Below are 24,089 nucleotides of genomic sequence, written 5' to 3'. Positions count from 1 at the left end.
GCGTGCGCGCAACTCACCTTCTCGTCGTGGCAGCCGTGCTGCTGGCCGCCGGCCAAGCTTTCGCCGCCGGCATCGATCTCTCCAAGCCCTGGGGCAATAAATCCGGCTGCATCAACAAGAACGGCCAGGAGGTCTATGCCGAGGACATGCTGCTGTTGACCAGCGAGGCGTTCGTCACGGTCGCCAGCGCCTGCACCTTTACCGACAAGAGACCCCGGGCGAATGGCTCCCTTGTGGTGACGGCGCAGTGCGAGGCGGAAGGCGAGGAGGGGCAGACGCCGGCCCAGTTCATCATCAAGCGCAGCGCCAAGAACGCCAAGAGACTGGTGATCGCCGACAAGGACGGCAACGCGATGGGAGAAGTCTCCCGGTGCAAATGACGGCGGTCCCGTCGACTTCAGGCAACCAACGCATCCAGTTCCGGCATCAGGACCACGCTTTCCTGCTCGTTGGGATCGGTGCGGGCGATGACCGCCGAAGAGGGCGCACCGCTCAGATTGGCGGGCAGATGCGGAACTCCCGCCGGAATGTAGAACAGGTCGCCGGCCTGGACGACTTTGTGATGCTCGAGCCGGTCGCCATACCAGGTATGGACCTCGCCGGAGAGCACATAGATCGCGGTCTCGTGGTTCTCATGCATATGCGCCTTGGCGCGGGCGCCGGGCGGCATGGTGAGAAGATGCATACAAATGCCGGAGGAGCCGACGGTTTCGGCGGCAATACCGGCGAAATAGCTCAAGCCTTGCTTGCCTTCATAAGTGCTTTCAGGGCGAATAAGATGGCATGTGGGTTTAGGCGACATCGGCAAGGCTCCGGGCGTCGATCAAGTGGGACTGGACGAGTGGAAAGCAAGGCAATCGTAAAATCAACCGGATTCCGGCCGGCGCGGCAGCGGCTGCGAAAGACAGGTTTCTGCCGATGAGCGGACAGTCGCCAGCCGTCGTTTCGGCAAGCAAGCTCGGCCTCACCTTCCAGACCAATGACGGTCCGGTGCAGGCGCTGTCCAATGTCGATCTCACCATCGGCAAGGGTGAGTTCGTCTCCTTCATCGGCCCCTCCGGCTGCGGCAAGACAACCTTGCTGCGCGTTATCGCCGATCTGGAGAAGCCGACCTCGGGAACGATCTCCGTCAATGGGATTTCGCCGGAGCAGGCGCGCGAGAAGCGGGCTTACGGCTATGTCTTCCAGGCGGCGGCGCTGTTTCCTTGGCGCACGATCGAGCGCAATGTGGCGCTGCCGCTGGAAATCATTGGCCTCAGCCAGGCCGAGCAGGCGGAACGCATCAAGCGCACCCTCGAACTCGTCAACCTCTCCGGCTTCGAGAAGAAGTATCCCTGGCAGCTGTCCGGCGGCATGCAGCAGCGCGCCTCGATCGCGCGCGCGCTCGCCTTCGACGCCGATTTGCTTTTGATGGACGAGCCGTTCGGCGCGCTCGACGAGATCGTGCGCGACCATCTGAACGAACAGCTTCTTGAACTCTGGGATTCGACCAACAAGACGATCTGCTTCGTCACCCATTCGATCCCCGAGGCGGTCTATCTGTCGACCCGCATCGTGGTGATGTCGCCGCGGCCGGGCCGCGTCACCGACGTGATCGAATCTACCTTGCCCAGGAAGCGGCCGCTCGACATCCGCGAGACGCCGGAATTCCTGGCGATCGCCGCGCGCGTGCGCGACGGGTTGAGGGCGGGGCACAGCTATGATGATTGAGCGTGCTTGCCAGCGGCCGGACACCCGCTGCTTCGACATCCTGGGGCGGAGCAAGCGCGAAGCCGCGCGCGTGGCGGGAGCCGCCCGCCGTGATTTCGTCATCCTAGGGCGGAGCGACGCGAAGCGACGCGGCGCAGACCCTAGGATCCATGCCGTGACCTCGGCCGAAGGCCGTAAGCGGCTCAGAATACCCGACGAGCTGAGCGCGACGCAGGGAGCCGTAATCTGCACCACAGCGGAGCGTCGAGATAACGGCATGGATCCTAGGGTCTGCGCCGCGTCGCTTCGCTCCTTGCTCCGCCCTAGGATGACGAAGAACGCGCAGCTGGGCGTATTGCCGTTGCGCCGGGGGAAGGCCTGCTAAATGGACTCCTTCCGTTCCAAGATCATCCCGGTCACCTCAATCCTCGCCGGCGTGGTGGTGATCTGGTATGTCTTCGCCGTCATCCTCAATGCGCCGTTCCAGCGCGATCTCGACGGCAGAGCCAACGAAACCCCCGGCACGGTCGAATTCATCGGCAAGACGTTGTCGCAGCCGAAGCCGACGCTGCCGGCGCCGCACCAGGTGGCGGTGAACTTCTTCGAGAACACCTTCCTGCGCGGCATCACCTCGAACCGCAGCTTGGTCTACAATGCCTGGGTGACGCTGTCCTCGACGCTGCTCGGCTTTGCTTTCGGCACGGCGCTCGGCATCGTGATCGCCGTCGGCATCGTGCATGTGACGACGCTCGACCGCAGCCTGATGCCATGGATCATCGCCTCGCAGACCATTCCCATCCTGGCGGTGGCGCCGATGATCATCGTGGTGCTGGCGGCCATCGGCATCACCGGGCTGATCCCGAAGGCGCTGATCTCGACCTATCTGTCGTTCTTCCCGGTTGCGGTCGGCATGGTGAAGGGATTGCGCTCGCCCGAGCTCATGCATCTCGACCTGATGCACACCTATAATGCCAGCGCCTCGCAGACCTTCTGGAAGCTGCGCGTCCCCGCATCGGTGCCGTTCCTGTTCACGTCGATGAAGGTGGCGGTGGCGGCGAGCCTGGTCGGCGCCATCGTCGGCGAATTGCCGACGGGTGCTGTCGCCGGAATCGGCGCCAAGCTGCTCTCGGGCGCCTATTACAGCCAGACGATCGACATCTGGTCGGCGCTGGTTGCGGGCTCGGTGGTTGCCGCGCTTCTGGTCATGGTGGTCGGCATCGCCGGCCGCCTGGTCGACCGCGCCATGGGCGGGAGGCCGGCATGACCTGGCTGAAACCATCCTGGCAAGCGGTGCTGGCGATCCTTCTTTGCGTCGCCGCCTTCGCGCTCGGCGCGATGTCGACACCGGAAGCGGCGGCGCTCGCCGAGCCTGCCGCGACGGTTGCCTACCCGTATATGGGCACCAAAGGTCTCATCCTCGGATTGCTGCTGATCGCGGCGCTGGTTTCGACGGTGAGACTCGCGCCACTTGTCGAAGCGATTGTCCTGTTCATCGGCGCTCATGTCGCAGCGTGGCTTCTGGTCAAGGGCATCGGAGGCTTCGAGGGCACGGCACTGGCGCCGTACTTTCTGGTTCTCGCGGCCGCCTGGTTGCTTGCCTGGCGCTGCGTCGCCCTGTTGTCCTCGTTACGGCCTGCAGCCAGCGGGGCCAAAACGGCGCTACGGCTGATCATTCCGGCGATCTTCGGCGCCTGGATCCTGATCATCTGGGAAGCGGTGACGCGCGGCGCCGGCATTCCCTTCATCCTTTTGCCGCCGCCGAGCGCCATCGGCACGCGCATCGCCAACTCGCTGCCGATCCTGGGATCGGACGTGCGGCAGACGATCTTCAAGGCGGTGCTGATCGGCTACATCGTCGGCAATCTCGCCGGCTTCGTCGTCGCCATCCTTGCCGACCGTGTGCCGTTCCTCAGACGCGGGCTGCTGCCGATCGGCAACATGGTATCGGCGCTGCCGATCATCGGCGTCGCGCCGATCATGGTGATGTGGTTCGGCTTCGACTGGCCGTCCAAGGCGGCGGTCGTCATCATCATGACCTTCTTCCCGATGCTGGTGAACACCGTCGCGGGGCTTGCCGCCTCCGGCCACATGGAGCGGGATTTGATGCGCACTTATGCGTCGGGCTACTGGCCGACCTTGCTGAAGCTGCGGCTGCCGGCGGCAATGCCGTTCATCTTCAATGCGCTGAAGATCAACTCGACGCTGGCGCTGATCGGCGCCATCGTCGCGGAGTTCTTCGGCACGCCCGTGGTCGGCATGGGATTCCGCATTTCGACGGAAGTCGGGCGGATGAACATCGACATGGTCTGGGCCGAAATCGCAGTTGCAGCACTTGCGGGTTCGGTCTTTTATGGCGTGGTCGCTCTTGTCGAGAGAGCCGTCACGTTTTGGCATCCCTCTGTCCGTGGTGGATAGGGGCGGTGGGTTTGGGTGCTAACTTCAGAGGGTAAAAACATGAAAAGACTGGTAATTTCTGCTCTGGCCGGGGCGATGTCGCTGGCCGCTTTCCAAGCGATGGCGGCCGACAAGGTGACGCTGCAGCTGAAATGGGTCACGCAGGCCCAGTTCGCCGGCTACTACGTCGCCAAGGCCAAGGGCTTCTACGAGGCCGAAGGGCTCGACGTCGACATCAAGCCGGGTGGGCCGGATATCGCGCCCGAGCAGGTGATCGCCGGCGGCGGCGCCGATGTGATCGTCGACTGGATGGGCGGCGCGCTGGCCGCCCGTGAAAAAGGCGTGCCGCTGGTCAACATTGCCCAGCCGTTCAAGAAAGCCGGCATGGAGCTGGTCTGCCCGAAGGACGGCCCGATCAAGACCGAAGCCGACTTCAAGGGCCACACCCTCGGCGTCTGGTTCTTCGGCAACGAGTACCCGTTCTATGCCTGGATGAACAAGCTCGGCCTCAAGACCGACGGCGGCAAGGACGGCGTCACCGTGCTGAAGCAAAGCTTTGACGTGCAGCCGCTGATCCAGAAGCAGGCGGACTGCATCTCGGTCATGACCTATAACGAGTACTGGCAGCTGATCGACGCCGGCTACAAGCCGGAGCAGCTCACCGTCTTCAACTATTCGGCCATGGGCAACGACCTGCTCGAGGACGGCCTCTACGCGCTGGAGAACAAGCTCAAGGATCCGGCCTTCGAGGACAAGATGGTGCGCTTCGTGCGCGCCTCGATGAAGGGCTGGAAATACGCCGTCGACAATTCGGATGAGGCGGCCGAGATCGTCATGGATAATGGCGGCCAGGACGAGAACCATCAGAAGCGCATGATGGGCGAAGTCGCCAAGCTGATCGACAATGCCGACGGCAAGCTCGATCCGGCCACCTATGAGCGCACCGCCAAGGCGCTGCTCGACCAGAAGATCATCGCGAAGGAGCCGTCGGGCGCCTATACGACCGCGATAACCGACAAGGCGATCAAGTAAGGTTGACCTAGCCAGTCGAGACTTAACGGGGGCGGGTGACCGCCCCTTTTGCTTGGCTGTGGTAAAATATCCGTGTGCAGGGATACAAGCGGCCTGCCAACCGTTGCAGTGGGGCATCCGCGCGCCGGGGGAGCCGCGGCGGGGCGGATGCGCGCCAGCCAAGGAGGTTCTCCAATGCGCATCCAATCATGGCCGATGCTTTCGGCCTTTGCTGTCTCGACTGCTTTGCTGCTCGCATCTCCGGCCTTGGCCGAAACTGTGAAGTACAATGCGACGCTCGACGGTAGCCAGCAGAGCCCGCCCGTCACCACCAAAGGCAAGGGAACCGCCACATTCACCTTCGACACCGCCAAGAAGAAGCTCAGCTGGAACGTCAAATATTCCGGCCTCAGCGGACCTGCGACGGCTGCTCACATTCACGGCCCGGCCGCGTCGGGTGAAAACGCACCTCCGGTGATCCCATTCAAGAAGCTCAAGAGCCCGATCAAGGGATCGGCGACGCTGACCGACGCGCAGGCGGCCGACCTCGAGGCCGGCAAGTACTACGTCAATGTCCACACCAAGGCGAATCCGGACGGCGAGATCCGCGGCCAGATCGAGAAAGCCGGCGGATCGATGTAGCGGAGTTTCCTCAGGCAGCAACGAGGGGGGCGACCGCCTCGTTCTGCCTGATCAGGACTTGTCGCGTATCTGTGTCAGCGTGCGGGTCGGCGTGATGGCTTCAGGATCGAGCCTGATCTCGACGATCGCCGGCTTGCCGCTGGCGCGTGCGCGTTCGAAGGCCGGAGCGAAGTCTTCGGTCTTTTCGACGGTCTCGCCATGGCCGCCATAGGCGCGGGCGAGAGCGGCGAAATCCGGGTTCTTGAGGTCGGTCGCCACGACGCGGCTCGGATATTCCCGCTCCTGATGCATGCGGATCGTGCCGTAAATGCCGTTGTTGACGACCACCACGATGATCGGCAGGTCGTATTGCACGGCGGTCGCGAACTCCTGCCCGTTCATCAGAAAACAGCCGTCGCCGGCAAACGCGATGACCTCGCGGTCCGGGTATAGGGCCTTGGCCGCGACCGCGGCCGGCGTGCCGTAGCCCATCGAGCCGGAAGTCGGCGCCGCCTGCGTGGCGAAGCGGCGGAAGCGGTGGAAGCGATGCACCCAGGTGGCGTAGTTGCCGGCGCCGTTGGTGAGGATGGCGTCTTCCGGCAGCGCCTTTTCCAGATAGGTCATGATCGGCCCCATCTGCACGGCGCCGGGGCCGGTCTGAGGCGGCGTCGACCATTCGAGATAGGCGGCATGCAGCTTTGCCGTCTCCGCCGCCCAACCGGGCGCGGCCGAACCTTTGCGTCTGGCGAATGCCCGCACGAAGGCGGTGGGGGAGGCGTTGATCGCCAGGGTCGGCCGATAGACGCGGCCAAGCTCGCCGGCGTCGGCGTGGACATGCACCAGCATCTGGTCGGGGTAAGGGCTTTTCAACAGCGTATAGTCCGAGGACGGCATCTCGCCCATGCGGCCGCCGATGAGCAGCACCAGGTCTGCCTGCTTGATCGCTGCAGCCAGCTTCGGATTGATGCCGATGCCGACATCGCCGGCATAGTTCGGATGCAAGTGGTCGAACAGCATCTGGCGGCGGAAGGAGCAGCCGACCGGCAGTGACCAGGCCTCTGCGATCCGGGTGACGTCCTGAACCGCTTGAAAATCCCAGCGCGTGCCGCCCAGGATGGCAATTGGCCGTTTGGCGGCATTGAGCAGGGCCTCAAGCCGGTCGAGTTCGGCTTCACCGGGGCTTGTTTCGACCGGCGTATGAGCCAGCGCCGGTGGGGCCTCGACCTCGCTGGTCAGCATGTCCTCGGGCAGCGAGATGACGACCGGACCAGGTCGGCCCGACGTCGCCACCGCGAAGGCGCGGGTGACGAATTCCGGGATGCGCGAGGCATCGTCGATCTCGACCACCCATTTGGCGATGTCGCCGAAGAAGCGCTTGTAGTCGACCTCCTGAAAAGCCTCGCGCTCCTTAGCGTGACTGGCGACCTGGCCGATGAACAGGATCAGCGGCACCGAATCCTGCATGGCGATATGAATGCCGGCCGAAGCGTTGGTGGCGCCGGGGCCGCGGGTGACAAAGCATATCCCGGGCTTGCCGGTCAGGCGCCCCTGGCAGTCGGCCATCATCGCCGCTCCGCCTTCCTGACGGCAGACGATAGTGCGGATCGGCGAGTCATGCAGCGCGTCGAGCACCGCCAGATAGGATTCGCCTGGAACGCAGAAGATGCGGTCGGTGCCGTTCGCTTCGAGCGCCTCGACGATCAATTGTCCGCCGGTCTTCATTTTGCTGATCTCTCCAGTTCGGCAAGGATTTCCTCAGTGTGCTCGCCGAGACGCGGCGAGGGGCGCTCATAGACGAGCGGCGTGCCGGACATCACCATCGGCGCACGTACCGTAGGCAGCAAATTGCCATGACCGTCGTCCAGGTCGAGCCGCATGCCGCGCGCGATCGTCTGCGGGTCGGCGAACATCTGGCCGATCGTGTTGATCGGGCTTGCCGGCACGCCGGCCGCCTCGAGCTTCGCCAGCAGCGGATCGCGATCCCACGTGCTCAGCGTCTCGATGATCTGTTCGCGCAGCTTGGCGCGATTGGCGACGCGGGCCGGATTGGTGGCGAAATCCGGATTGGCTGGCAGATCGGTGAGGCCGACCGCTGCGCAGAACTTGGTGAATTGTCCGTCATTGCCGACCGCCAGGATGATATGGCCGTCTTTCACCGGCAGCACCTCGTAAGGCGCGATGTTCATATGCGCGTTGCCCATCTGCATGGGCGACTTGCCGGAGACCAGATAGTTGAGGTTCTGGTTGCCGAGCGCCGAGATCTGGCTGTCGAAAAGCGCCATGTCGATATGCTGGCCTTCACCGGTCCTTTCTGCGTGGCGGAGCGCCGCCTGGATGGCGATCACCGAATAAAGCCCAGTGAACAGGTCGGAGATGGCGACGCCCGCCTTTTGCGGCTCGCGGCCGGCCTCGCCGGTGATCGACATCATGCCGGCCATCGCCTGGATGATGAAATCGTAACCCGCGCGGGGCGCGTACGGCCCGTCCTGGCCAAAGCCGGTGATCGAGCAATAGACGAGGCGCGGGTTGATCCTCTTCAGGCTCTCATAGTCGAGCCCGTATTTCTTGAGACCGCCGAGCTTGAAGTTCTCGATCAGCACGTCGGCCGTGGCGACGAGGCGGCGGAGCGTGTCGGCGCCCTCGGGCTTGGAGAAATCGATGGCGATCGAGCGCTTGCCGCGATTGCAGGAATGATAATAAGCCGCCGAAAGGTTCTCGCCGTCATGGCTCATGACGAAGGGTGGGCCCCATTTGCGGGTGTCGTCGCCGCCGTCCGGGCTCTCGACCTTGATGACATCGGCGCCGAGATCGGCGAGCAGCTGCCCGGCCCAGGGGCCTGCCAGGATGCGAGCGAGCTCGATGACGCGGATGCCTTTCAGCGGGGGTTCAGCCATGGATCACCGTGAAGGGTTGAAAGCGCAGCGTCTACCAACAGAGGTCGCCCCTGTCACGACCCATGCAATGGGCCAATGCCTAGGGTTTCAGCGTATGATCCGCCCAGGCGGCGAAATCATTCATGATGACGTCGCGGTTGACCTCGTTCAGGCTCTCGTGGCGGGTGTCGGCGTAAACCTTTGAAACCAGATTCGAAAAGCCCATTTTGTCCATACGCCGGGCAAGGTGGTGAACCGCTTTGCCGTAGTCCGATGCCGGATCCTTCTCGCCGCCGATCAGATTGACGAAGAGGTCGCGGCGCACGCCGGCGAAGCTCGAATCCCTGCCGGCGTAGAGCGCCAGGTTGACCACATCGCGCCACATGGAGACCGAGGCATCCCAGCCGCAGAGCGGGTCGGCGATGTATTTGTCGAGCTCAACCGGATCGCGCGACAGCCAGTCGAACAAGGTCCGGTGATTGGGCACGGCCTTGCCCCAGGCCTGGAAGGTCAGCTTGGGCAGCAGCCGAGATGGCACGTCGGAGCCCAGCCGCATCCTTTCCCAGCCCAGGATGGCCAGGGCCAGCCGGCCGAGCAGGCCTTGCGAGAAATTGCCGTTCCAGATCGCTGCGGCATGGACGCGATCGGAATGGCGGAGCACGAAATTCAGCGCGATCGAGGCGCCGAGCGAGTGTCCAAAAGCGATGACCGGCAATCCCGGATGTTCAACGGCGATCAGATCATGCACCGCGCCGACATCGGCAATCACCTTGGCGATGCCGTCGGTATCGGCGAACCGGCCGAGCGGCGCATCGGGCGCCTTTGTCGCGCCATGGCCGCGATGGTCATGGGCGTAGACATGGAAGCCGCGCGCGCCGAGGAAGTCGGCAAAGCGGGCGTAACGCGCCGCATGCTCGGCCAAGCCGTGATTGATCTGGATGACGGCGCGCGGGGATATTTGCGCATGTCTCACATAGAGGTTGAGGTCGGCCCCGGTCGGTGAGGCCAGCCTGGTCTGCTTGTCGAATGGCATGTCTCGCTCCCTTGGCGACTGATGGGCGAGGGCTTCGGCTGCGTCAAGAGAGCGCGATCCTTTCGAGCCATGTGGAGTGCGCTTATCGCTCTCCTGGGGATTATTTTCGCGCGACGACAAAGATCGCAATTCTGACACGTCGCCTGTTCTAATGTGGCGAATCCGATACGCTTCGATGATCGCCGGGAGAGCGGGAATGCGGGTTTGGGCAGTATGGGGTTCGGTTGTTCTGGCCCAGGTTGGCGCCGGCGCGGCTCAGGCCGATGTGAAGATGCGCGGCACCTTCGTGGCCGACAGCGCCTGTCCGGCAACGCAAGCCATCAGGAGCGGCAAGAACTCCGGCAACGTGACTACCGAAGCGGGACAGACCTATCAGCTTCTGGCAGGCAACAAGGACGAGCCCACCCATTATCTCATCCAGGTTCCTGGCGCCGATCCGGAGCGACGCTGGGTGAAGATCGGCTGCGGGCATGTCACCGGCAGCAGCGCGTCCGCCACGCCCTCGCCGGCCGATCCGATGAAGCCGTCGCAACCTGGTTCCGGCAAGCCTGAATATGTGTTCGCGCTGAGCTGGCAGCCCGCGTTCTGTGAGACCAAGGCCAGCAAACCCGAATGCAAGGCGCAGAATCCCAACGAATTCGACGCTTCGCACTTCACGCTGCATGGGCTGTGGCCGCAGCCGAACGGCAATTTCTATTGCCAGGTGTCGGCGGGCGACAAGGCCAACGACAATCCCGCGCATTGGGGAGATTTGCCACCCGTCGAACTCGACGCCAACACGCGCGCCGAGCTCGACCAGATGATGCCGGGCACGGCGTCCAAGCTGGAGCGCCATGAATGGATCAAGCACGGCACCTGCTACGGCAAGAGCCAGCAAGAGTATTTCTCCGACGCGCTCAATCTGATGCGCGCGGTGAACGCCTCGCCGGTGCGCGATCTCTTTGTCAAAAACATCGGCAAGCAGCTGACATCGGAGCAGATCCGCAATGCCTTCGACCAGGCCTTCGGCAAGGGCGCCGGCGACCGCGTGCGCGTCTCCTGCCTTGTCGATCCGTCGAGCGGAAGGCGGTTGATCGGCGAGCTGACGCTCGGTCTCTCCGGTCCGATCGGCCCCGACAGCAAGCTCGCCAGCCTGCTGATCGCCTCGGCGCCGACGAGCAAGGCGGGCTGCCCGAAGGGCACGGTCGACGCGATAGGGTTCCAATAGGGCGCGTGCCAGGCCCGGATCTGGCCGCCGAACCGAGCATGATCGCCGGCTGGTGAAGATCGCGGCGTGCCGAAAGCGATTGCCGTTCGGCGCTTCATCGCCTACATAGCGCGCAACTCCACCCAATTCGACAGTTCAGTTTCAGGGAAAGCGCGCGTGGCTCGCCAGTTCATCTATCACATGTCAGGCCTCTCGAAGGCCTACGGCACCAAGAAGGTGCTCGATAACATCCACCTGTCCTTCTATCCGGACGCCAAGATCGGCATCCTCGGCCCCAACGGTTCGGGCAAGTCGACCATCCTGCGCATCATGGCCGGGCTCGACAAGGAGTTTCAGGGCGAGGCGTGGCTGGCCGAAGGCGCGACCGTGGGCTATCTCGCTCAGGAGCCGCAGCTCGACAACAGCAAGACCGTGCGTGAAAACGTCATGGACGGCGTCGCCAGGAAGACCGCCATCATCGAGCGCTATAACGAGCTGATGATGAACTATTCCGACGAGACGGCGGACGAGTCGGCCAAGCTGCAGGACGAGATGGACCGGCTGAACCTGTGGGATCTCGAGCAGCAGGTCGAGATGGCGATGGACGCCCTGCAGTGCCCGCCGGCCGATTCAGAAGTGACCAACCTGTCGGGCGGCGAGCGGCGCCGCGTGGCGCTCTGCCGGCTGCTGCTCGAGCAGCCCGACCTGTTGCTGCTCGACGAGCCGACCAACCATCTCGACGCCGAGACCACGCAGTGGCTGGAAAAGCACCTGCGCGACTATCCGGGCTCGGTGCTGATCATCACCCACGACCGCTACTTCCTCGACAACGTCACCGGCTGGATTCTCGAGCTCGACCGCGGCCGCGGCATTCCCTACGAGGGCAACTACACCAGATATCTCGACGCCAAGGCCAAGCGCCTGATCCAGGAAGGGCGCGAGGACGACGCCCGCCAGAAGGCGATCTGGCGCGAGCGCGAATGGATCCAATCCTCGCCGAAGGCGCGCCAGACCAAGTCCAAGGCGCGCATCAAGGCCTATGAGGAATTGGTCGAGCAGTCGCAGAACCGCAAGCCGACCGACACGCAGATCGTCATCCCGTCGAGCGAGCGCCTCGGCAATGTCGTCATCGAGGTCGAGGGCCTCAACAAGGGCTTTGCCGACGAGCTTTTGATCGAGGATTTGTCGTTCAAACTGCCGCCGGGTGGCATCGTCGGCGTCATCGGCCCGAACGGCGCCGGCAAGACGACCCTGTTCAAGATGATCACCGGTCAGGAAACACCGGATGCCGGCTCGATCCGCAAGGGCGAGACTGTGAAGCTCGGCTATGTCGACCAGAGCCGCGACGCGCTCGACCCGAACAAGACGGTTTGGGAAGAGATCTCGGGCGGCGCCGAGGTCATCAAGCTCGGCAAGCACGAGGTCAACAGCCGCGCTTACTGCTCGTCCTTCAACTTCCGCGGCGGCGACCAGCAGCAGAAGGTCGGCAATCTTTCCGGCGGCCAGCGCAACCGCGTGCATCTGGCCAAGATGCTGAAGGGCGGCGGCAATGTGCTGCTGCTCGACGAACCGACCAACGATCTCGACACCGAAACGCTGGGCGCGCTGGAAGATGCGCTCGAAGCCTATGCCGGTTGCGCGGTGATCATCAGCCACGACCGCATGTTCCTCGACCGCATGGCGACCCACATGCTCGCCTTCGAGGGCGACGCGCATGTCGAATGGTTCGAAGGCAACTTCGAGGAATATGAGAAGGACAAGCTGCGCCGCCTGGGCGCGGAAGCGGCAACCCCGCACCGCATGACGCACAAGCGGCTGACGCGGTAGCAAAGTCCATGGGCGGCGAACAAATATGAGGTTCTGAAATGGCTGACTGGTCCGCCGCCCAATATCTGAAGTTCGAGGACGAGCGCACGCGGCCCGCGCGGGACCTGGCAGCACAAGTCCCGGTCGACTTCCCGCGCCGCGTCGTCGATATTGGCTGCGGTCCGGGCAACTCGACGGAGCTGCTGGTCGAGCGCTGGCCGGATGCGGAGGTCAGCGGCTTCGACACCTCACCCGACATGATCGAGAAGGCGAAGGCGCGGCTGCCCAACGTCAATTTCGAGCTAGCCGATGCTTCCGCATGGCAGCCGGCACAGCCCGTCGACGTGATCTTCGCAAACGCGGTCTTTCAATGGCTGCCGGAGCATCCGGCGGTGTTCCAGCGGCTGATCGGGCTGCTCGCGCCGGGCGGCGCCTTGGCCATCCAGATGCCTGATAATCTTGGCGAACCCTCGCATCGGTTGATGCGCGACACCGCGGCCGAGATGCCGTTCTCGGCCAAGCTCAGGAGTGCCGCCCGCGCGCCGCTGCCCCCGGTTTCCTTCTACTACGATCTTCTGTCGCCGCTCGCCGATCGCGTGGATATCTGGCACACGATCTACCATCATCCGTTGGCCGATGCCGAAGCGATCGTCGAATGGGTTAAGGCGACGGGGCTGAAGCCGTTCCTCGATCCGCTCGACGCGGACGAGAGAAAGACATTCCTCGAAAGCTACACCGCAAAGATCGCAAAGGCCTATCCGAAGACGGCGACCGGCAAGGTGCTGCTGCGCTTCCCGCGCATCTTCATCATTGCCAAGCGGGCCTGACCGTTTCCGGTCAACTCATCGCGATAGCCGGAACTGCGATTTAGGCTGGCATAAACCGGCCAAATGCGACAAGGGTAGCGCGCTCCGGCACAAAGGGCCGTGCCTCGGACGGATTGGACATGCATCGCGTCATCATCAGCGGCATCGGCGCCGAAATCCCCGAGCCTGTCATCACCAATGAAGAGCTGGTCGAAAGCTTCAACAGCTGGGTCGACACCGAGAATGCGCGCCGCGCCGTCGCGGGCGAGACGCTGCTGCAGAAGTCGGACAGCGACTTCATCGTCCATGCGTCGGGCGTGCAGACCCGCCATGTGATCGAACGCGAAGGCATCCTCGATCCGACCCGCATGGCGCCGCGCATTCCGGCCCGGCCGGACGACGCGCTGTCGCTGCAGGCGGAGTTCGGCATCGCTTCGGCCAAAAAGGCCATCGCCCATGCCGGCGTGGAAGGCTCGGATATCGATCTGGTGATCTGCTCGGCCTCGCATCATCAGCGGCCTTATCCGGCGATCGCCATCGAGATGCAGCAAGCGCTGGGCAGCAAGGGCGCCGGCTTCGACATGGGGCTCGGCTGCTCTTCCGCCGCGGCGGCGCTGCACATCGCGGTCAACCTTGTCAGGGCAGGGGCGCACAAGCGCATCCTGGTGTCGACGCCCGAAATCATCACCGGCCATCTGAACTTCCGCGACCGGCAGACGCATTTCATCTTCGGCGACGCGTCAGTCGCGATGGTCATCGAAGGGCTCGACCAGGGCGAGAAGCGGCCGGGACGCTTCGAGGTGCTCGACACGCGCACTTGGACGCAAATGTCGAACAACATCCGCACCAATCTCGGCTACCACACCCGCACTGCCCAGGACGATCCCTACCAGATCAAACTCGAGGGCAATCTGATCAAGCAGGTCGGCAACAAGGTGTTCAAGGAAGTCACGGTCGCGGGCCACAAATTCATCGTCGAGTTCCTGGCCGAGCATGGTCTGACGCCGCAAGGCATCCGCCGCTTCTGGCTGCATCAGGCCAATGCGCGCATGAATGCGATGATCCTGAAACTCGCCTTCGGCCACGATGTCGACCACGACCGCGCGCCGATGGTGCTGGAACGCCTCGGCAACACGGCGGGCGCCGGCGCCATCGTGGCACTGGCCGAAAATCATGCGGACATGAAGGCCGGCGATTTCGGCCTGCTCTGCGCCTTCGGCGCCGGCTATTCGATCGGCGGCGCGCTGCTGAGGATGTTGTAAACCGGCTCAGGCGGGGACGAACGGCACCAGCATCGGCACGCGTCTGGCATAGTCGTCATAGGCGGGGCCGAGCTCGCCGCGCAGGAAGCTCTCTTCCAGCCTGGCCTTGACGACGATGCCGACGAGCAGCAGGGCAGTGCCGGCAACACCCCAGACAGTGCCCTTGGCTGCCATGGTAGCGAGGATCGACACCAGCAGGCCGGTGTAGATCGGGTGGCGGACCAGCCGATAGGGACCGGTGCCGACCACGCGGTGATCGGCTTTGGCGGTGACGGTGCCCGACCACAGCCGACCGAGATGCAAGCGCGCCCACCAGGCGAAAGCGATGCCGATCGCGATCAGGGCGACGCAGATCCAGCCCTCGGCAAGCGTCGGCGTCCACAGCCGCAATCGGCCGACATAGCCGTGCGCCGGCGCGAACAGCAGAAAGGTGCCGGCCAGCCAGAGAACCCGGTAACGGGCCTCAGCCTTGAAGTCCGCGCGCTTTTGCGCTGGATCGGCCCACGCGGCGGCCAGCACCCAAGACACCACCCAGGCCAGCCAGAGCGCGGCGATCGCATGTTGAACCTGCATGATCTGAACCCTCCCAAGTTCGCGCCGCCATTTACGCCGCCGGCGCGGCGGCAATGCGGCGGAACGTGAAAGCGTGCGGCGTCTTCAGGTAAGAAAGTCGTGATCGCCATCAAGCGCTGTGATCGGATCATCAGCGCTTTCGACTGGACCGAGTAGCCGAGCGTCTCTAGACCAACGCTATGCAGGAAACGAACCTAGAGCTTTTTCCGTCGGCGGAGCCGACGGCCGACATCGTCGCCGGCCGCAAGCTGACAGCATTGGCAGCGGCACTCTATGCCGCGCCGTCCGATCATTTCGAGACAAGGCCCGTGGACGAATTGCGCCTTGGCTTCGACGGGATCGAGGGTGACTTCCATGCCGGCGCGACGCGGCGCTCCGGCGGGCGCGAGCCCTGGTACCCGCGCGGCACCGAAATGCGCAACGAGCGGCAATTGTCGCTCGTCGCCGCGAATGAGCTCGCCATCGTCGCCCACCGCATGGGCCTCGAGGAGATCAAGGCGGAATGGATCGGCGCCAACCTGATGATCGAAGGCCTGCCGCATCTTTCGATGCTGCCGGCGGGGTCGCTGTTGTTCTTCAAGGGCGGCGTGACGATCAAGATCGACGGCCAGAACAAGCCCTGCCGGGTCGCCGGGCAATCGATCGCCGAACATGTCAACGCGGCGGATCGCGACGCGACGGCCTTTCTGTTTCCGAAGACGGCGAAGAGGCTGCGCGGTCTGGTCGCCTGGGTCGAAAAACCCGGCATCATCAGGACAGGCGAAGAGATTTCGGTGCGGGTGCCGGAGCAGTGGATCTATCGCGCGTGATCGGGCTTCGGCTTTGGATATCGCCGGTTCAAGTCTCGCTCTGAGTGAACTGTTGGAGTGGCTTTGGTCGTCATCCGTAGCGCACCGCGCTCGACCAAGCCGGATCCTCGTGCTTTTGCCAGTAGAGGCGCATCAGACGCTCAGTGATCGCCCCGACCTTGCCATCGGCAACCGGAGCACCGTCGATCATCGTGACGGGCATGATGCCGCCGGCCGTCGAGGTGATGAAGACTTCGTCGGCTGACTTGAGCGCGGCCACGCTGACATCCGCGGCAACCGCGGACAGTCGCGCCTCGGCGCACAGGTCAAACACGGTGCGGCGCGTTATGCCGGGCAGCACGCCGACGGCGGGCGTGGTCAATTTGCCTGCCCTGACACAGAACACGTTGAAGCCTGGACCTTCGGCGAGGTTGCCGTTGAAGTCGAGGACCAGCGCGGTGTCGGCGCCGCGGTCATAAGCGTCGTAGAGCCCGCGCACCAGGTCCAGCCAATGGTAGTTCTTGATCGAGGGATCGATCGAGGCAGGTGGGATACGGACCTTGTCGCTGATCGCGACGTGGAGGCCGCTTCGCAACTGTTCGGCATTGGCGACCGAGCCGAAGGGGACGGCGAAAGCCATGAACCGGTTGATCGCCTGACGCGGATCGCGGCTGAAGGTCGGCGAGGCACCGCGCGTGCACAGCATCTCGACATAGGCGGCGCGATGGCCGGACAGCGCGACGCAATTGTGCAGGATTTCGGCAACGCCGTCGCGGTCGAACGAGATGGTCATGCGAAGCTTTTCCAGCCCGCCGAAGAAACGGTCGAGATGCAGATCGAGACGGAAAAAGCGGCCGTCCCAGACATGGACCGTGTCGTAAGTGGCGTCGGAATGCAGAAAGCCCCAGTCCAGCACCGACACCTTTGCCTGCGACATCGGCAGATATTGTCCATCGAGGTAAGCGACGCCGTTGGGATAGGCATGCGGATCGAGATGACGCTCTGACAGAACGGGTAGTGGCGCGGCAGGCGCGGGGGCGGCTTGGCTCATTTCGCTCCTTCTTCGTCGTTGTGGAAAGGCAGGCTAGCGTCCCGCTTCGAATGAAGTAAGAGCCAGGCCAACGGCGCTGTCTAGCCTAGCCTGTGCTTTACTCGTCCTCGTCATCCTCTTCCAGCAGCCGCGTCGCGCGCCAGCGGGTCAGCACCTCATTGGTCTCGTCGATGACAAAGAAGCGTGCCGAGTCGCGGTCATAGCCTTCGGCCAGCAGTTTGTCATAGTCGGTATGGGTGTGGCGGACATGCGCGATGGTTGCCAGCCACACCGCGATCGTCGGCGGCAAGCTCTTCATATGCACGGCTCCGGCATCGGCGCGGATTTTTTCCATGTCGGAATAGGGGGCGAGCGGCAAGAGCGCGGTGAGCGCCTTGGCAATCGCGCGGCGGCGGCCGGTCGGCGCGCTCATTTCTCCTCGCGTCCGGCAATGGCCGCCTCAGGGAAGGCATCGGTCGACGCATAGTAGGGCTTGATGTCGACGACCGGCGTGCCGTCGAGCACGTCGATGGCGTCGATCTCGATCCGGCCTTCCTCGATATCGAGCGCGACGAGCTTCGCGATGTGCAGGCCGACAGGGTTCGGCCGGGCAGGGGAGCGCAGCGAGAAAACGCCTTTCGGTTCAGCCGCATGGCGCGGTTTCTGCACAATCAAATTCCGTGGGGCATGATCGAGCCAGGACAGGATGACGATGTGGCTGGCGCGATCGAGGTTCTGCAGCCCCCGGCGGTAGGGCTTGTCGATCAGGATGGCCGCAGTCCGGCCGGTCTCGCGGGCGGCGCGCATGTTCTTGGGACAATCCTCGCGGCTCGTCCAAGGCGAGGCGATCCGGCCGATGAAGACGACATGGCCGTCCGGCGGCAGATCGGCCGGGTCGTTTTCCAAGAGCGTCTCGTCCTCGCGTCTCTCGAACATCGTTCAATCAATCCGCGGACGCATGGCCTGCAATGCGCGGATCATGGCTGCGCCATTTTCTTGTCAGGGAGCGACATAGCGCTTGCCAGGCTTTCAAATTCGACATAAACATATCTTTATATCTTTCAGCGAGAACCTTTCATGCATGTCACGCTCGACACGATGGTAGATACATTGAAGGCGGCTGCCGAATCCAGCCGCCTGCGCATTCTGGTGCTGCTGTCGCGCGGCGATCTCACGGTCTCCGACCTCACCGAAATCCTTGGCCAGTCGCAGCCGCGCGTCTCACGGCATCTGAAGCTGCTGCTCGATGCCGGGCTGATCGGCCGCTACCAGGAAGGGTCCTGGGCCTTTTTCAGGCTATCGGACACAGACAGCTCGCGCGATTTCGTTCAGCGGCTGGTCTCTGGCGTGCGCGAGGCCGACCCGCAGGTGGTGCGCGACCTGGAGCGGCTGGCCGCTGTCAAGCGCAAGCGGCAGGACCGGGCCGCGGAGTATTTTTCGGAGAACGCCGCCAGCTGGGATCGCATCCGCTCGCTGCATGTGCCGGATCGCGCGGTGGAAGCGGCACTGCTCAAGCTTGTCGGCAAACGGCCGTTCCAGTCGATGCTCGACCTCGGCACCGGCACGGGCAGGCTGCTGGAGATCTTCGCGCCGCTCTACCGGCGCGGCGTCGGCATCGACATGTCGCGCGAGATGCTGACGGTGGCGCGCGCCAATCTCGACAAGGCCGGCGTCGCCAATGCGCAGGTGCGCCAGGGCGACATCTTTTCGCCGCCCGTCGAGCGCAACGCCTTCGATCTCGTCACCATCCACCAGGTTCTGCACTATCTCGACGATCCGGCCCGCGCCATCGGCGAGGCGGCGAGGCTGTTGCGTCCGTCCGGCAGGCTGGTGATCGTCGATTTCGCGCCTCACAATCTGGAGTTCCTGCGCGACCAGCACGCGCATATGCGGCTCGGCTTTTCCGACCGGCAGATCGCCGACTGGTTCGAGGAGGCAGGACTTGACCTCGAAGAGAGCCAGGAGTTCGAGCCGCGCGGCCAGGCCGAGGCGAGACTCACCGTCAAGCTCTGGTTGGGTCGCGATCGCCGCCTGCTGATCGCCGATCCGTCCAACGACACACTTCCAGCAAGGGAAACAGCCTGATGAACCAGTTCCGCTTTTCCCGCCGCCCCGATATTGGCGACAAGGTCCGGGTTTCGTTCGAGTTCTTCCCGCCCAAAACGGATGAGATGGAAGCAAGGCTCTGGGACACCGTCACAAGGCTCGAGCCGCTCAAGCCGCGCTTCGTCTCGGTGACCTACGGTGCCGGCGGCTCGACCCGAGAGCGCACGGCGCGCACCGTGAAGCGCATTCTCAACGAGACGACGCTGACGCCGGCGGCGCATATGACCTGCGTCGACACGGCCCGGCATCAGGTCGACGCCGTCATCCAGGAATTCGCCGACTTTGGCGTCACCCGTTTCGTCGCCTTGCGCGGCGATCCGGCAGCAGGCGTGGGGACCGCCTATCGTCCGCATCCCGATGGTTATGCGAACGGCGCCGAACTGGTCGGGGCGCTGAAGAGCGTCGGCGATTTCGACATCTCGGTCTCGGCCTATCCGGAAAAGCATCCGGAAAGCCCGGACTTCGCCACCGACATCGACATGCTCAAGCGCAAGGTCGACAATGGCGCGACGCGGGCGATCACCCAGTTCTTCTTCGACAACGACCTCTACGAGCGCTATGTCGAGCGCGCGCGCCGCGCCGGCATCTACATCCCGATCGTGCCGGGCATCCTGCCGGTGCACAACTTCACCCAGGTCGCCAATTTTTCCTCCCGCTGCGGCGCGCTGGTGCCGGCCTGGCTGGCCGAGCGCTTCGAAGGGCTGGAGAACGATCCGCAAACGCATGCACTGGTGGCCTCAGCGGTCGCGGCAGAGCAGGTCCATGATCTGGTCGAGCGCGGCGTCGGCGATTTCCATTTCTACACGATGAACCGTGCCGATCTGGTCTTCGCCGTCTGCCACATGATCGGCATCCGCTCGCATGAGGCGGAGGCGGCCGGCTCGGCCGCGGCCTGATGAAGTGTGCAGCGGTTTTGCGAAACGACATGCATCCCAAACAATGATTGAAACGGAAAAGGCCGGGCGGAACCCGGCCTTTTCGAATCGGTTGGACTCATCCTCGGTGCTGGTCTTCCCGGCTTCGGCGGGTCAGGGAAGAACGCCCATGATAAGGGCGCCGATGAATGCAAACGCAGCACAAATCATCAATGCGTTGATTGGCCTCGTCAGTCCCATGCCATAGCCTCCTCTTAAGAGCTATGGCCGGAATCTAGAGTCATTTGGGTCACAGGCAAGCGGAAAATGTGCTGCATTGCGACGCGATTGTGGAATTTGCGACCTCGAATTTGCCGTTAGCCATTGAAACTCTTCGGCAAAAATCGATCCAAGGGTTTGTGAATAAATTATGGCGAAGCCGTGGCATGGCACCGCTACCATCGGCCGAACAGGCGCCCGTCAATGGTGATCAGACCGACTCCGATCAGCGCCATGCCGCCCATTTCGAAGAGCTGCAGCCGCTCGCCCAGAAACAGGAATCCGAGCAGCACGGCACTCACCGGTACGATCAAAGTGACCAGCGAGGCGTTGGTGGCGCCGGCCGAGGCAACGAGGTTGAAATAGAGGATGTAGGCAAAGGCTGTGGAGAGCAGGGCCAGCCCGAGCACCGCGGCCCAGACCGGCGGCGAGACCGAAAACAGCCCGGCCGGGCCGTAGGCAATCAGCACGACGGGGATCATGATGATGGTCGATGCGGTCAGTTGCCCGGTGGCGATGACCGGCGCAGGCACCCCCTTGAAGCGGCGCGCGATCATCAGGGCAATCGCGTATGACACCGAGGCGCCGATCAGCGCGAGCTTGGCCCAGACCGGCTCGCCGAGACCGACAGCCAAACCAGGACCGATCATCACAGCTGTTCCTGCAACGCCGAGCGAGATACCGGCCAGCTTGTTCCAGGACAGTTTTTCGTCAGCGGTGAGCGCATTGGCGAGGAGCAGCGTCCAAAATGGCGTCGTGGCATTGAGCACAGAGGCAATACCGGCGCCGAGCTCGGTCTGGCCGGCGAAGATCAGCGAAAACGGAATGACATTGTTGGCCAACGCCAGCAGGAAGAACAGGCCGGCGTGGGGAAAGGCGAGACGGAAGGACGGGCCGCGGATCGCCAGATAGAGCTGAAGCGCGGCCGTCGCGATGGCGACGCGAAACAGCACCAGCGCCAAAGGATGGATCTCCGCCACGGCAATGCGGGCAAAGAAGAAGGAGCCGCCCCAGATCGCGCCGAGCAGCAGGAGCTGCGCCCAATCCCTGAGCGTCATCGGTCCGCGTGTCGGCGCGGCGCCAGCCGCCATCGTCATGTCGTCACCCCTCCCATGCCGATCGCTCCCTCAATCCCCGAACCAGCTCCAATCGATATACGGTTCGGTGGCAAGGGCCACCCGAAACCTGACCAGTGGTTTAGCGTGGCGCAAAGGGTGCGGACGCTCGCAGGCGAAGGCGAGACACAGAACTGTTTTCTTTGGCGTCTAGCTAGGATTAATTGTGCGCGCCGAGATCAAGGATTCGTCCATGCAGCGATTCGAAAATGCCCGCGAGGCGGCACTGGCGCTTCGTCCGGACGATCCGGTCTATTGCTTCCGCCCGCAGGTGCTTAAGGCCGATGCTTTGCAGTTCATGGGCATGTTCCCGGGCAAGACCGCCTATGCGGTCAAGACCAATGGCGAGCAGATCGTGCTGAAGACGCTGGTCGAGGCTGGCGTGAGCGCCTTCGACGTCGCCTCGCCCGGCGAGTTCGCCGCCGTGCGGGCCGTCTCGCCCGAGTCCGAAATGCTCTACATGCATCCGATCAAGGCGCAATCGGACATCAAGCTGGCGCTGGAGAAATACGGCATCCGCGTGATTTCGCTCGATCATGAGGACGAGATCACCAAGCTGACGCGCGTGGTGCGTGCGCTCGACATCGATCCCGGCGCTCTCACCGTCTTCGTGCGCATCCAGACCAAGGGCCACGCGGCCTATGAGCTGTCGAAGAAATTCGGCGCCGGTCCCGCCAATGCGGTGGAGCTTGCCGAGCGGCTCAACCGTACCGGCTACAAGGTCGGGCTTTGCTTCCATGTCGGCAGCCAGATCGAGGACCCCGACACCTACGAGCGCGCGCTGGCCTCTGCCGACTGGGTGCGCAACCGGCTGACCTTCGACATTGCCGGGCTTGACGTGGGCGGCGGCTTTCCGGCCGAGTACGGCCACGATCCCAACCGCAAGCACATCGAGATGCCGTCGCTCGGCCAGCTCATGTCGCGGCTGGCCGGCGACCTCAAGGAATACCAGTTCGACGAGATGCCGCTGGTCGCCGAACCCGGCCGCGTGATCGTGGCGCGCTGCCTGTCGCTGATCGTGCGCGTGCTCTTGCGCAAGGGCAAAAGGCTCTACATCAATGACGGCATCTGGGCGTCGCTCTCGGATTCATGGACCGGCAAGATCACGCTGCCGGCGCGCTTCATTCCCGATCCGGCGATCCGCACGCGCAATGGCAGCGACAAGACGGTCGTGCCGTTCAAGGTCTGCGGCGCAACGTGCGATTCCGTCGACATATTGTCGAGGCCGTTCTGGCTGCCGGAAACGGTCGACACCGGCGACTGGATCGAGATCGGCCATATCGGCGCCTACTCGCTGTCGCTGAGGACGCGATTCAACGGGTTCTATCCCGACACGTTCGTGGAGGTGACGACGCCGTTCGACGAGGGCGACGCGCCGCAAGGTTTCGCGAGCTTGGAAACGATGGCGGATTGAGCTCCCCCTTCTCCCCTTGTGGGAGAAGGACAGGGCGCTACAATTTCGCCAGCAACTCCGGCGTCGGCCAACCGTCCACGGCCATGCCCAGGCGCATCTGCTCCTTGCGGATCGCTTCGCGGGTGTTGGTGCCAAGAATGCCGTCGACCGTGCCGACATCGTAGCCCTTGGCCTCAAGCTTGGTCTGCAGGGCCTTCATCTGGTCACCGTTGAGGCCGGGCTCGGGCGTGCGCGGGTCGAATTGCGGCGCCCCGGCCAGACGGGTCGCCAGCACCGCAGCGGTGAGCGCGTAAGTGAAGGACTGGTTCCATTCCAGATAAACGTCGAAATTATCGTAGGTCAGGAAGGCTGGACCCTTGCGACCCATGGGCAAGGCGAGCCCGGCCTTCAGGCCGTTGTCGACGAGCGGCGTGCCGTCCGGATTGGTCACGCCCCATTGGGCCCATTGCGACAGCGGCAGCTTGTTGGTGCGGCCGGTCTGGTCCCAGGGCATGTCGTCGGGAACGCGCACCTCCTCGACCCAGGGCTGGTCGCGCTTCCAGCCGCGCGACAGGATTTTGTCGGCCGTGGTCATGATCACGTCCGCCACGCTGTTCCGGAGATCGACCTTGCCGTCGCCGTCCCCGTCGACGCCGCGGGCGAGATAGTCGGTCGGTAGAATTTGCGTCTGGCCGATCTCGCCGGCCCAGGCGCCCTTGACGTCGGCCGGCAGCACGCCGCGGTCGATCAAGGTCAGCAACGGCACCAATTGCGGCCGGAACAACTGAGGGCGGCGGCAGTCATGCGCGAGGGTGACCAGCGCGTCCAGCGTGTGGAAATCGCCCTGCACGGCGCCGAAATCCGTCTCCAGTCCCCAGAACGCTGTGATGACGGCCGGCTGCACGCCGAATTCCTTGTCGGCGCGCGCGAAAACGTCGGCATATTTCTTGAGGTTGGCCGCGCCCTGCTTCAGGCGATAGGCCGAGATCATGCGGTTCGAGAATTGGGTGAAGGTCTGGGCGAACACCCCTTGAGCGCGGTCGCGCGCCAGCACCTTCTCGTCGATCGCGGCATTTTCCAGCGCCTTCAGGCCAACGGCGCCGACGCCGGCTGCCTTGGCTTCCGCGGCCACGCCCTGTTTCCACGCTTCGAAATCGCCGCCGCATTCCTGCGCCGCCGCAGGCCAAGCGAAAGCGCCGACCAGCAGCGCCGCCAGGATTTCAACGCGCAATCGCATCGCTTCCCTTACGAGACCGGGGCATGATCACGG

At 63.8% G+C, this 24,089-nt stretch carries 24 protein-coding genes; 14 read left to right on the top strand and 10 right to left on the bottom strand.

What is annotated here, in order from left to right:
* Positions 1 to 2 precede the first annotated feature (2 nt).
* Positions 3 to 380 carry a hypothetical protein gene (locus CK224_RS26650; protein WP_176478032.1) on the top strand — a complete coding sequence of 126 codons (378 nt, stop codon included), beginning with the start codon at positions 3 to 5 and terminating at the stop codon, positions 378 to 380.
* 17 nt (positions 381 to 397) lie between these two features.
* Here CK224_RS26650 and CK224_RS26645 read toward each other — a convergent pair whose 3' ends face one another.
* Positions 398 to 808, bottom strand: a complete 411-nt coding sequence (locus CK224_RS26645; protein WP_176478031.1) for a cupin domain-containing protein — start codon at positions 806 to 808, stop codon at positions 398 to 400.
* 110 nt (positions 809 to 918) lie between these two features.
* Here CK224_RS26645 and CK224_RS26640 point away from each other — a divergent pair, with 110 nt between their 5' ends.
* The 5 genes from CK224_RS26640 (at position 919) to CK224_RS26615 (ending at position 5,736) form a co-directional block, all read left to right on the top strand.
* Positions 919 to 1,710 carry an ABC transporter ATP-binding protein gene (locus CK224_RS26640; RefSeq protein WP_066990627.1) on the top strand — a complete coding sequence of 264 codons (792 nt, stop codon included), beginning with the start codon at positions 919 to 921 and terminating at the stop codon, positions 1,708 to 1,710.
* Positions 1,711 to 2,074: 364 nt separating this feature from the next.
* Positions 2,075 to 2,953 carry an ABC transporter permease gene (locus CK224_RS26630; protein ID WP_095783842.1) on the top strand — a complete coding sequence of 293 codons (879 nt, stop codon included), beginning with the start codon at positions 2,075 to 2,077 and terminating at the stop codon, positions 2,951 to 2,953.
* A complete protein-coding gene (locus CK224_RS26625) occupies positions 2,950 to 4,104 on the top strand; it encodes an ABC transporter permease (protein ID WP_095783841.1) in 1,155 nt (384 codons plus the stop codon). The genes CK224_RS26630 and CK224_RS26625 overlap by 4 nt, the downstream gene beginning before the upstream one ends.
* A 39-nt stretch (positions 4,105 to 4,143) precedes the next feature.
* Positions 4,144 to 5,115: an ABC transporter substrate-binding protein gene (locus CK224_RS26620; RefSeq protein ID WP_066990642.1), complete on the top strand. Its 972-nt coding sequence runs from the start codon at positions 4,144 to 4,146 to the stop codon at positions 5,113 to 5,115.
* A 174-nt stretch (positions 5,116 to 5,289) separates the two neighbouring features.
* Complete coding sequence (locus CK224_RS26615; RefSeq protein ID WP_066990644.1) at positions 5,290 to 5,736, top strand: CHRD domain-containing protein; 447 nt, start codon at positions 5,290 to 5,292, stop codon at positions 5,734 to 5,736.
* Positions 5,737 to 5,787: 51 nt separating this feature from the next.
* Here the strand turns inward: CK224_RS26615 and CK224_RS26610 are convergent, their stop codons facing one another.
* The 3 genes from CK224_RS26610 to CK224_RS26600 all read right to left on the bottom strand — a co-directional run bounded on the left by CK224_RS26610 (position 5,788) and on the right by CK224_RS26600 (position 9,621).
* Positions 5,788 to 7,437: a thiamine pyrophosphate-binding protein gene (locus CK224_RS26610; protein ID WP_095779068.1), complete on the bottom strand. Its 1,650-nt coding sequence runs from the start codon at positions 7,435 to 7,437 to the stop codon at positions 5,788 to 5,790.
* Positions 7,434 to 8,609, bottom strand: coding sequence for a CaiB/BaiF CoA-transferase family protein (locus CK224_RS26605; protein ID WP_095783840.1), 1,176 nt, complete (start codon positions 8,607 to 8,609; stop codon positions 7,434 to 7,436). The genes CK224_RS26610 and CK224_RS26605 overlap by 4 nt, the downstream gene beginning before the upstream one ends.
* A 79-nt stretch (positions 8,610 to 8,688) precedes the next feature.
* Entirely contained in the window at positions 8,689 to 9,621 is a 933-nt protein-coding gene (locus CK224_RS26600) for an alpha/beta hydrolase (RefSeq protein WP_095783839.1), read from the bottom strand.
* Positions 9,622 to 9,817: 196 nt separating this feature from the next.
* Here CK224_RS26600 and CK224_RS26595 point away from each other — a divergent pair, with 196 nt between their 5' ends.
* The 4 genes from CK224_RS26595 to CK224_RS26580 all read left to right on the top strand — a co-directional run bounded on the left by CK224_RS26595 (position 9,818) and on the right by CK224_RS26580 (position 14,681).
* Complete coding sequence (locus CK224_RS26595) at positions 9,818 to 10,828, top strand: ribonuclease (protein ID WP_095783838.1); 1,011 nt, start codon at positions 9,818 to 9,820, stop codon at positions 10,826 to 10,828.
* A 156-nt stretch (positions 10,829 to 10,984) separates the two neighbouring features.
* Positions 10,985 to 12,634 carry an energy-dependent translational throttle protein EttA gene (gene ettA, locus CK224_RS26590; protein ID WP_095779096.1) on the top strand — a complete coding sequence of 550 codons (1,650 nt, stop codon included), beginning with the start codon at positions 10,985 to 10,987 and terminating at the stop codon, positions 12,632 to 12,634.
* Positions 12,635 to 12,672: 38 nt separating this feature from the next.
* A complete protein-coding gene (gene tam, locus CK224_RS26585) occupies positions 12,673 to 13,440 on the top strand; it encodes a trans-aconitate 2-methyltransferase (RefSeq protein ID WP_095783837.1) in 768 nt (255 codons plus the stop codon).
* Positions 13,441 to 13,559: 119 nt separating this feature from the next.
* Positions 13,560 to 14,681: a beta-ketoacyl-ACP synthase III gene (locus tag CK224_RS26580; protein WP_095783836.1), complete on the top strand. Its 1,122-nt coding sequence runs from the start codon at positions 13,560 to 13,562 to the stop codon at positions 14,679 to 14,681.
* Positions 14,682 to 14,687: 6 nt separating this feature from the next.
* Here CK224_RS26580 and CK224_RS26575 read toward each other — a convergent pair whose 3' ends face one another.
* Entirely contained in the window at positions 14,688 to 15,254 is a 567-nt protein-coding gene (locus CK224_RS26575) for an isoprenylcysteine carboxylmethyltransferase family protein (RefSeq protein ID WP_095783835.1), read from the bottom strand.
* A gap of 179 nt (positions 15,255 to 15,433) precedes the next feature.
* On the opposite strand from CK224_RS26575, the gene CK224_RS26570 reads away from it, so the two are divergent.
* Entirely contained in the window at positions 15,434 to 16,063 is a 630-nt protein-coding gene (locus CK224_RS26570) for an MOSC domain-containing protein (RefSeq protein WP_095783834.1), read from the top strand.
* Between the two features lie 70 nt (positions 16,064 to 16,133).
* Here CK224_RS26570 and CK224_RS26565 read toward each other — a convergent pair whose 3' ends face one another.
* From CK224_RS26565 to tsaA, 3 genes are all read right to left on the bottom strand, one after another.
* A complete protein-coding gene (locus tag CK224_RS26565; RefSeq protein ID WP_095783833.1) occupies positions 16,134 to 17,093 on the bottom strand; it encodes an aminotransferase class IV in 960 nt (319 codons plus the stop codon).
* Between the two features lie 97 nt (positions 17,094 to 17,190).
* A complete protein-coding gene (locus CK224_RS26560; protein WP_066990672.1) occupies positions 17,191 to 17,505 on the bottom strand; it encodes a DUF2293 domain-containing protein in 315 nt (104 codons plus the stop codon).
* Positions 17,502 to 18,008, bottom strand: coding sequence for a tRNA (N6-threonylcarbamoyladenosine(37)-N6)-methyltransferase TrmO (gene tsaA / locus CK224_RS26555; protein ID WP_066990675.1), 507 nt, complete (start codon positions 18,006 to 18,008; stop codon positions 17,502 to 17,504). The genes CK224_RS26560 and tsaA overlap by 4 nt, the downstream gene beginning before the upstream one ends.
* A gap of 141 nt (positions 18,009 to 18,149) precedes the next feature.
* Between tsaA and CK224_RS26550 the strand changes: the two genes are divergently transcribed.
* Both CK224_RS26550 and metF read left to right on the top strand, forming a co-directional pair.
* Complete coding sequence (locus tag CK224_RS26550) at positions 18,150 to 19,157, top strand: metalloregulator ArsR/SmtB family transcription factor (RefSeq protein ID WP_067328997.1); 1,008 nt, start codon at positions 18,150 to 18,152, stop codon at positions 19,155 to 19,157.
* Entirely contained in the window at positions 19,157 to 20,074 is a 918-nt protein-coding gene (metF, locus tag CK224_RS26545; protein WP_095783832.1) for a methylenetetrahydrofolate reductase [NAD(P)H], read from the top strand. Before CK224_RS26550 ends, metF begins: the two co-directional genes overlap by 1 nt.
* A 413-nt stretch (positions 20,075 to 20,487) precedes the next feature.
* On the opposite strand, the gene CK224_RS26540 is transcribed toward metF, so the two are convergent.
* Entirely contained in the window at positions 20,488 to 21,408 is a 921-nt protein-coding gene (locus tag CK224_RS26540) for a DMT family transporter (protein WP_095783831.1), read from the bottom strand.
* Positions 21,409 to 21,619: 211 nt separating this feature from the next.
* Here CK224_RS26540 and CK224_RS26535 point away from each other — a divergent pair, with 211 nt between their 5' ends.
* Positions 21,620 to 22,840, top strand: a complete 1,221-nt coding sequence (locus CK224_RS26535) for an alanine racemase (protein ID WP_095783861.1) — start codon at positions 21,620 to 21,622, stop codon at positions 22,838 to 22,840.
* A gap of 37 nt (positions 22,841 to 22,877) precedes the next feature.
* Here the strand turns inward: CK224_RS26535 and CK224_RS26530 are convergent, their stop codons facing one another.
* Positions 22,878 to 24,056: a lytic murein transglycosylase gene (locus tag CK224_RS26530; protein WP_067329003.1), complete on the bottom strand. Its 1,179-nt coding sequence runs from the start codon at positions 24,054 to 24,056 to the stop codon at positions 22,878 to 22,880.
* Positions 24,057 to 24,089 lie beyond the last annotated feature (33 nt).

The organism is Mesorhizobium sp. WSM3862, assembly GCF_002294985.1.
Taxonomy (GTDB): Bacteria; Pseudomonadota; Alphaproteobacteria; order Rhizobiales; family Rhizobiaceae; genus Mesorhizobium.
The sequence above is the reverse complement of the archived record's forward strand: the minus strand, read 5'-3'. Positions and strand labels throughout refer to the sequence as shown.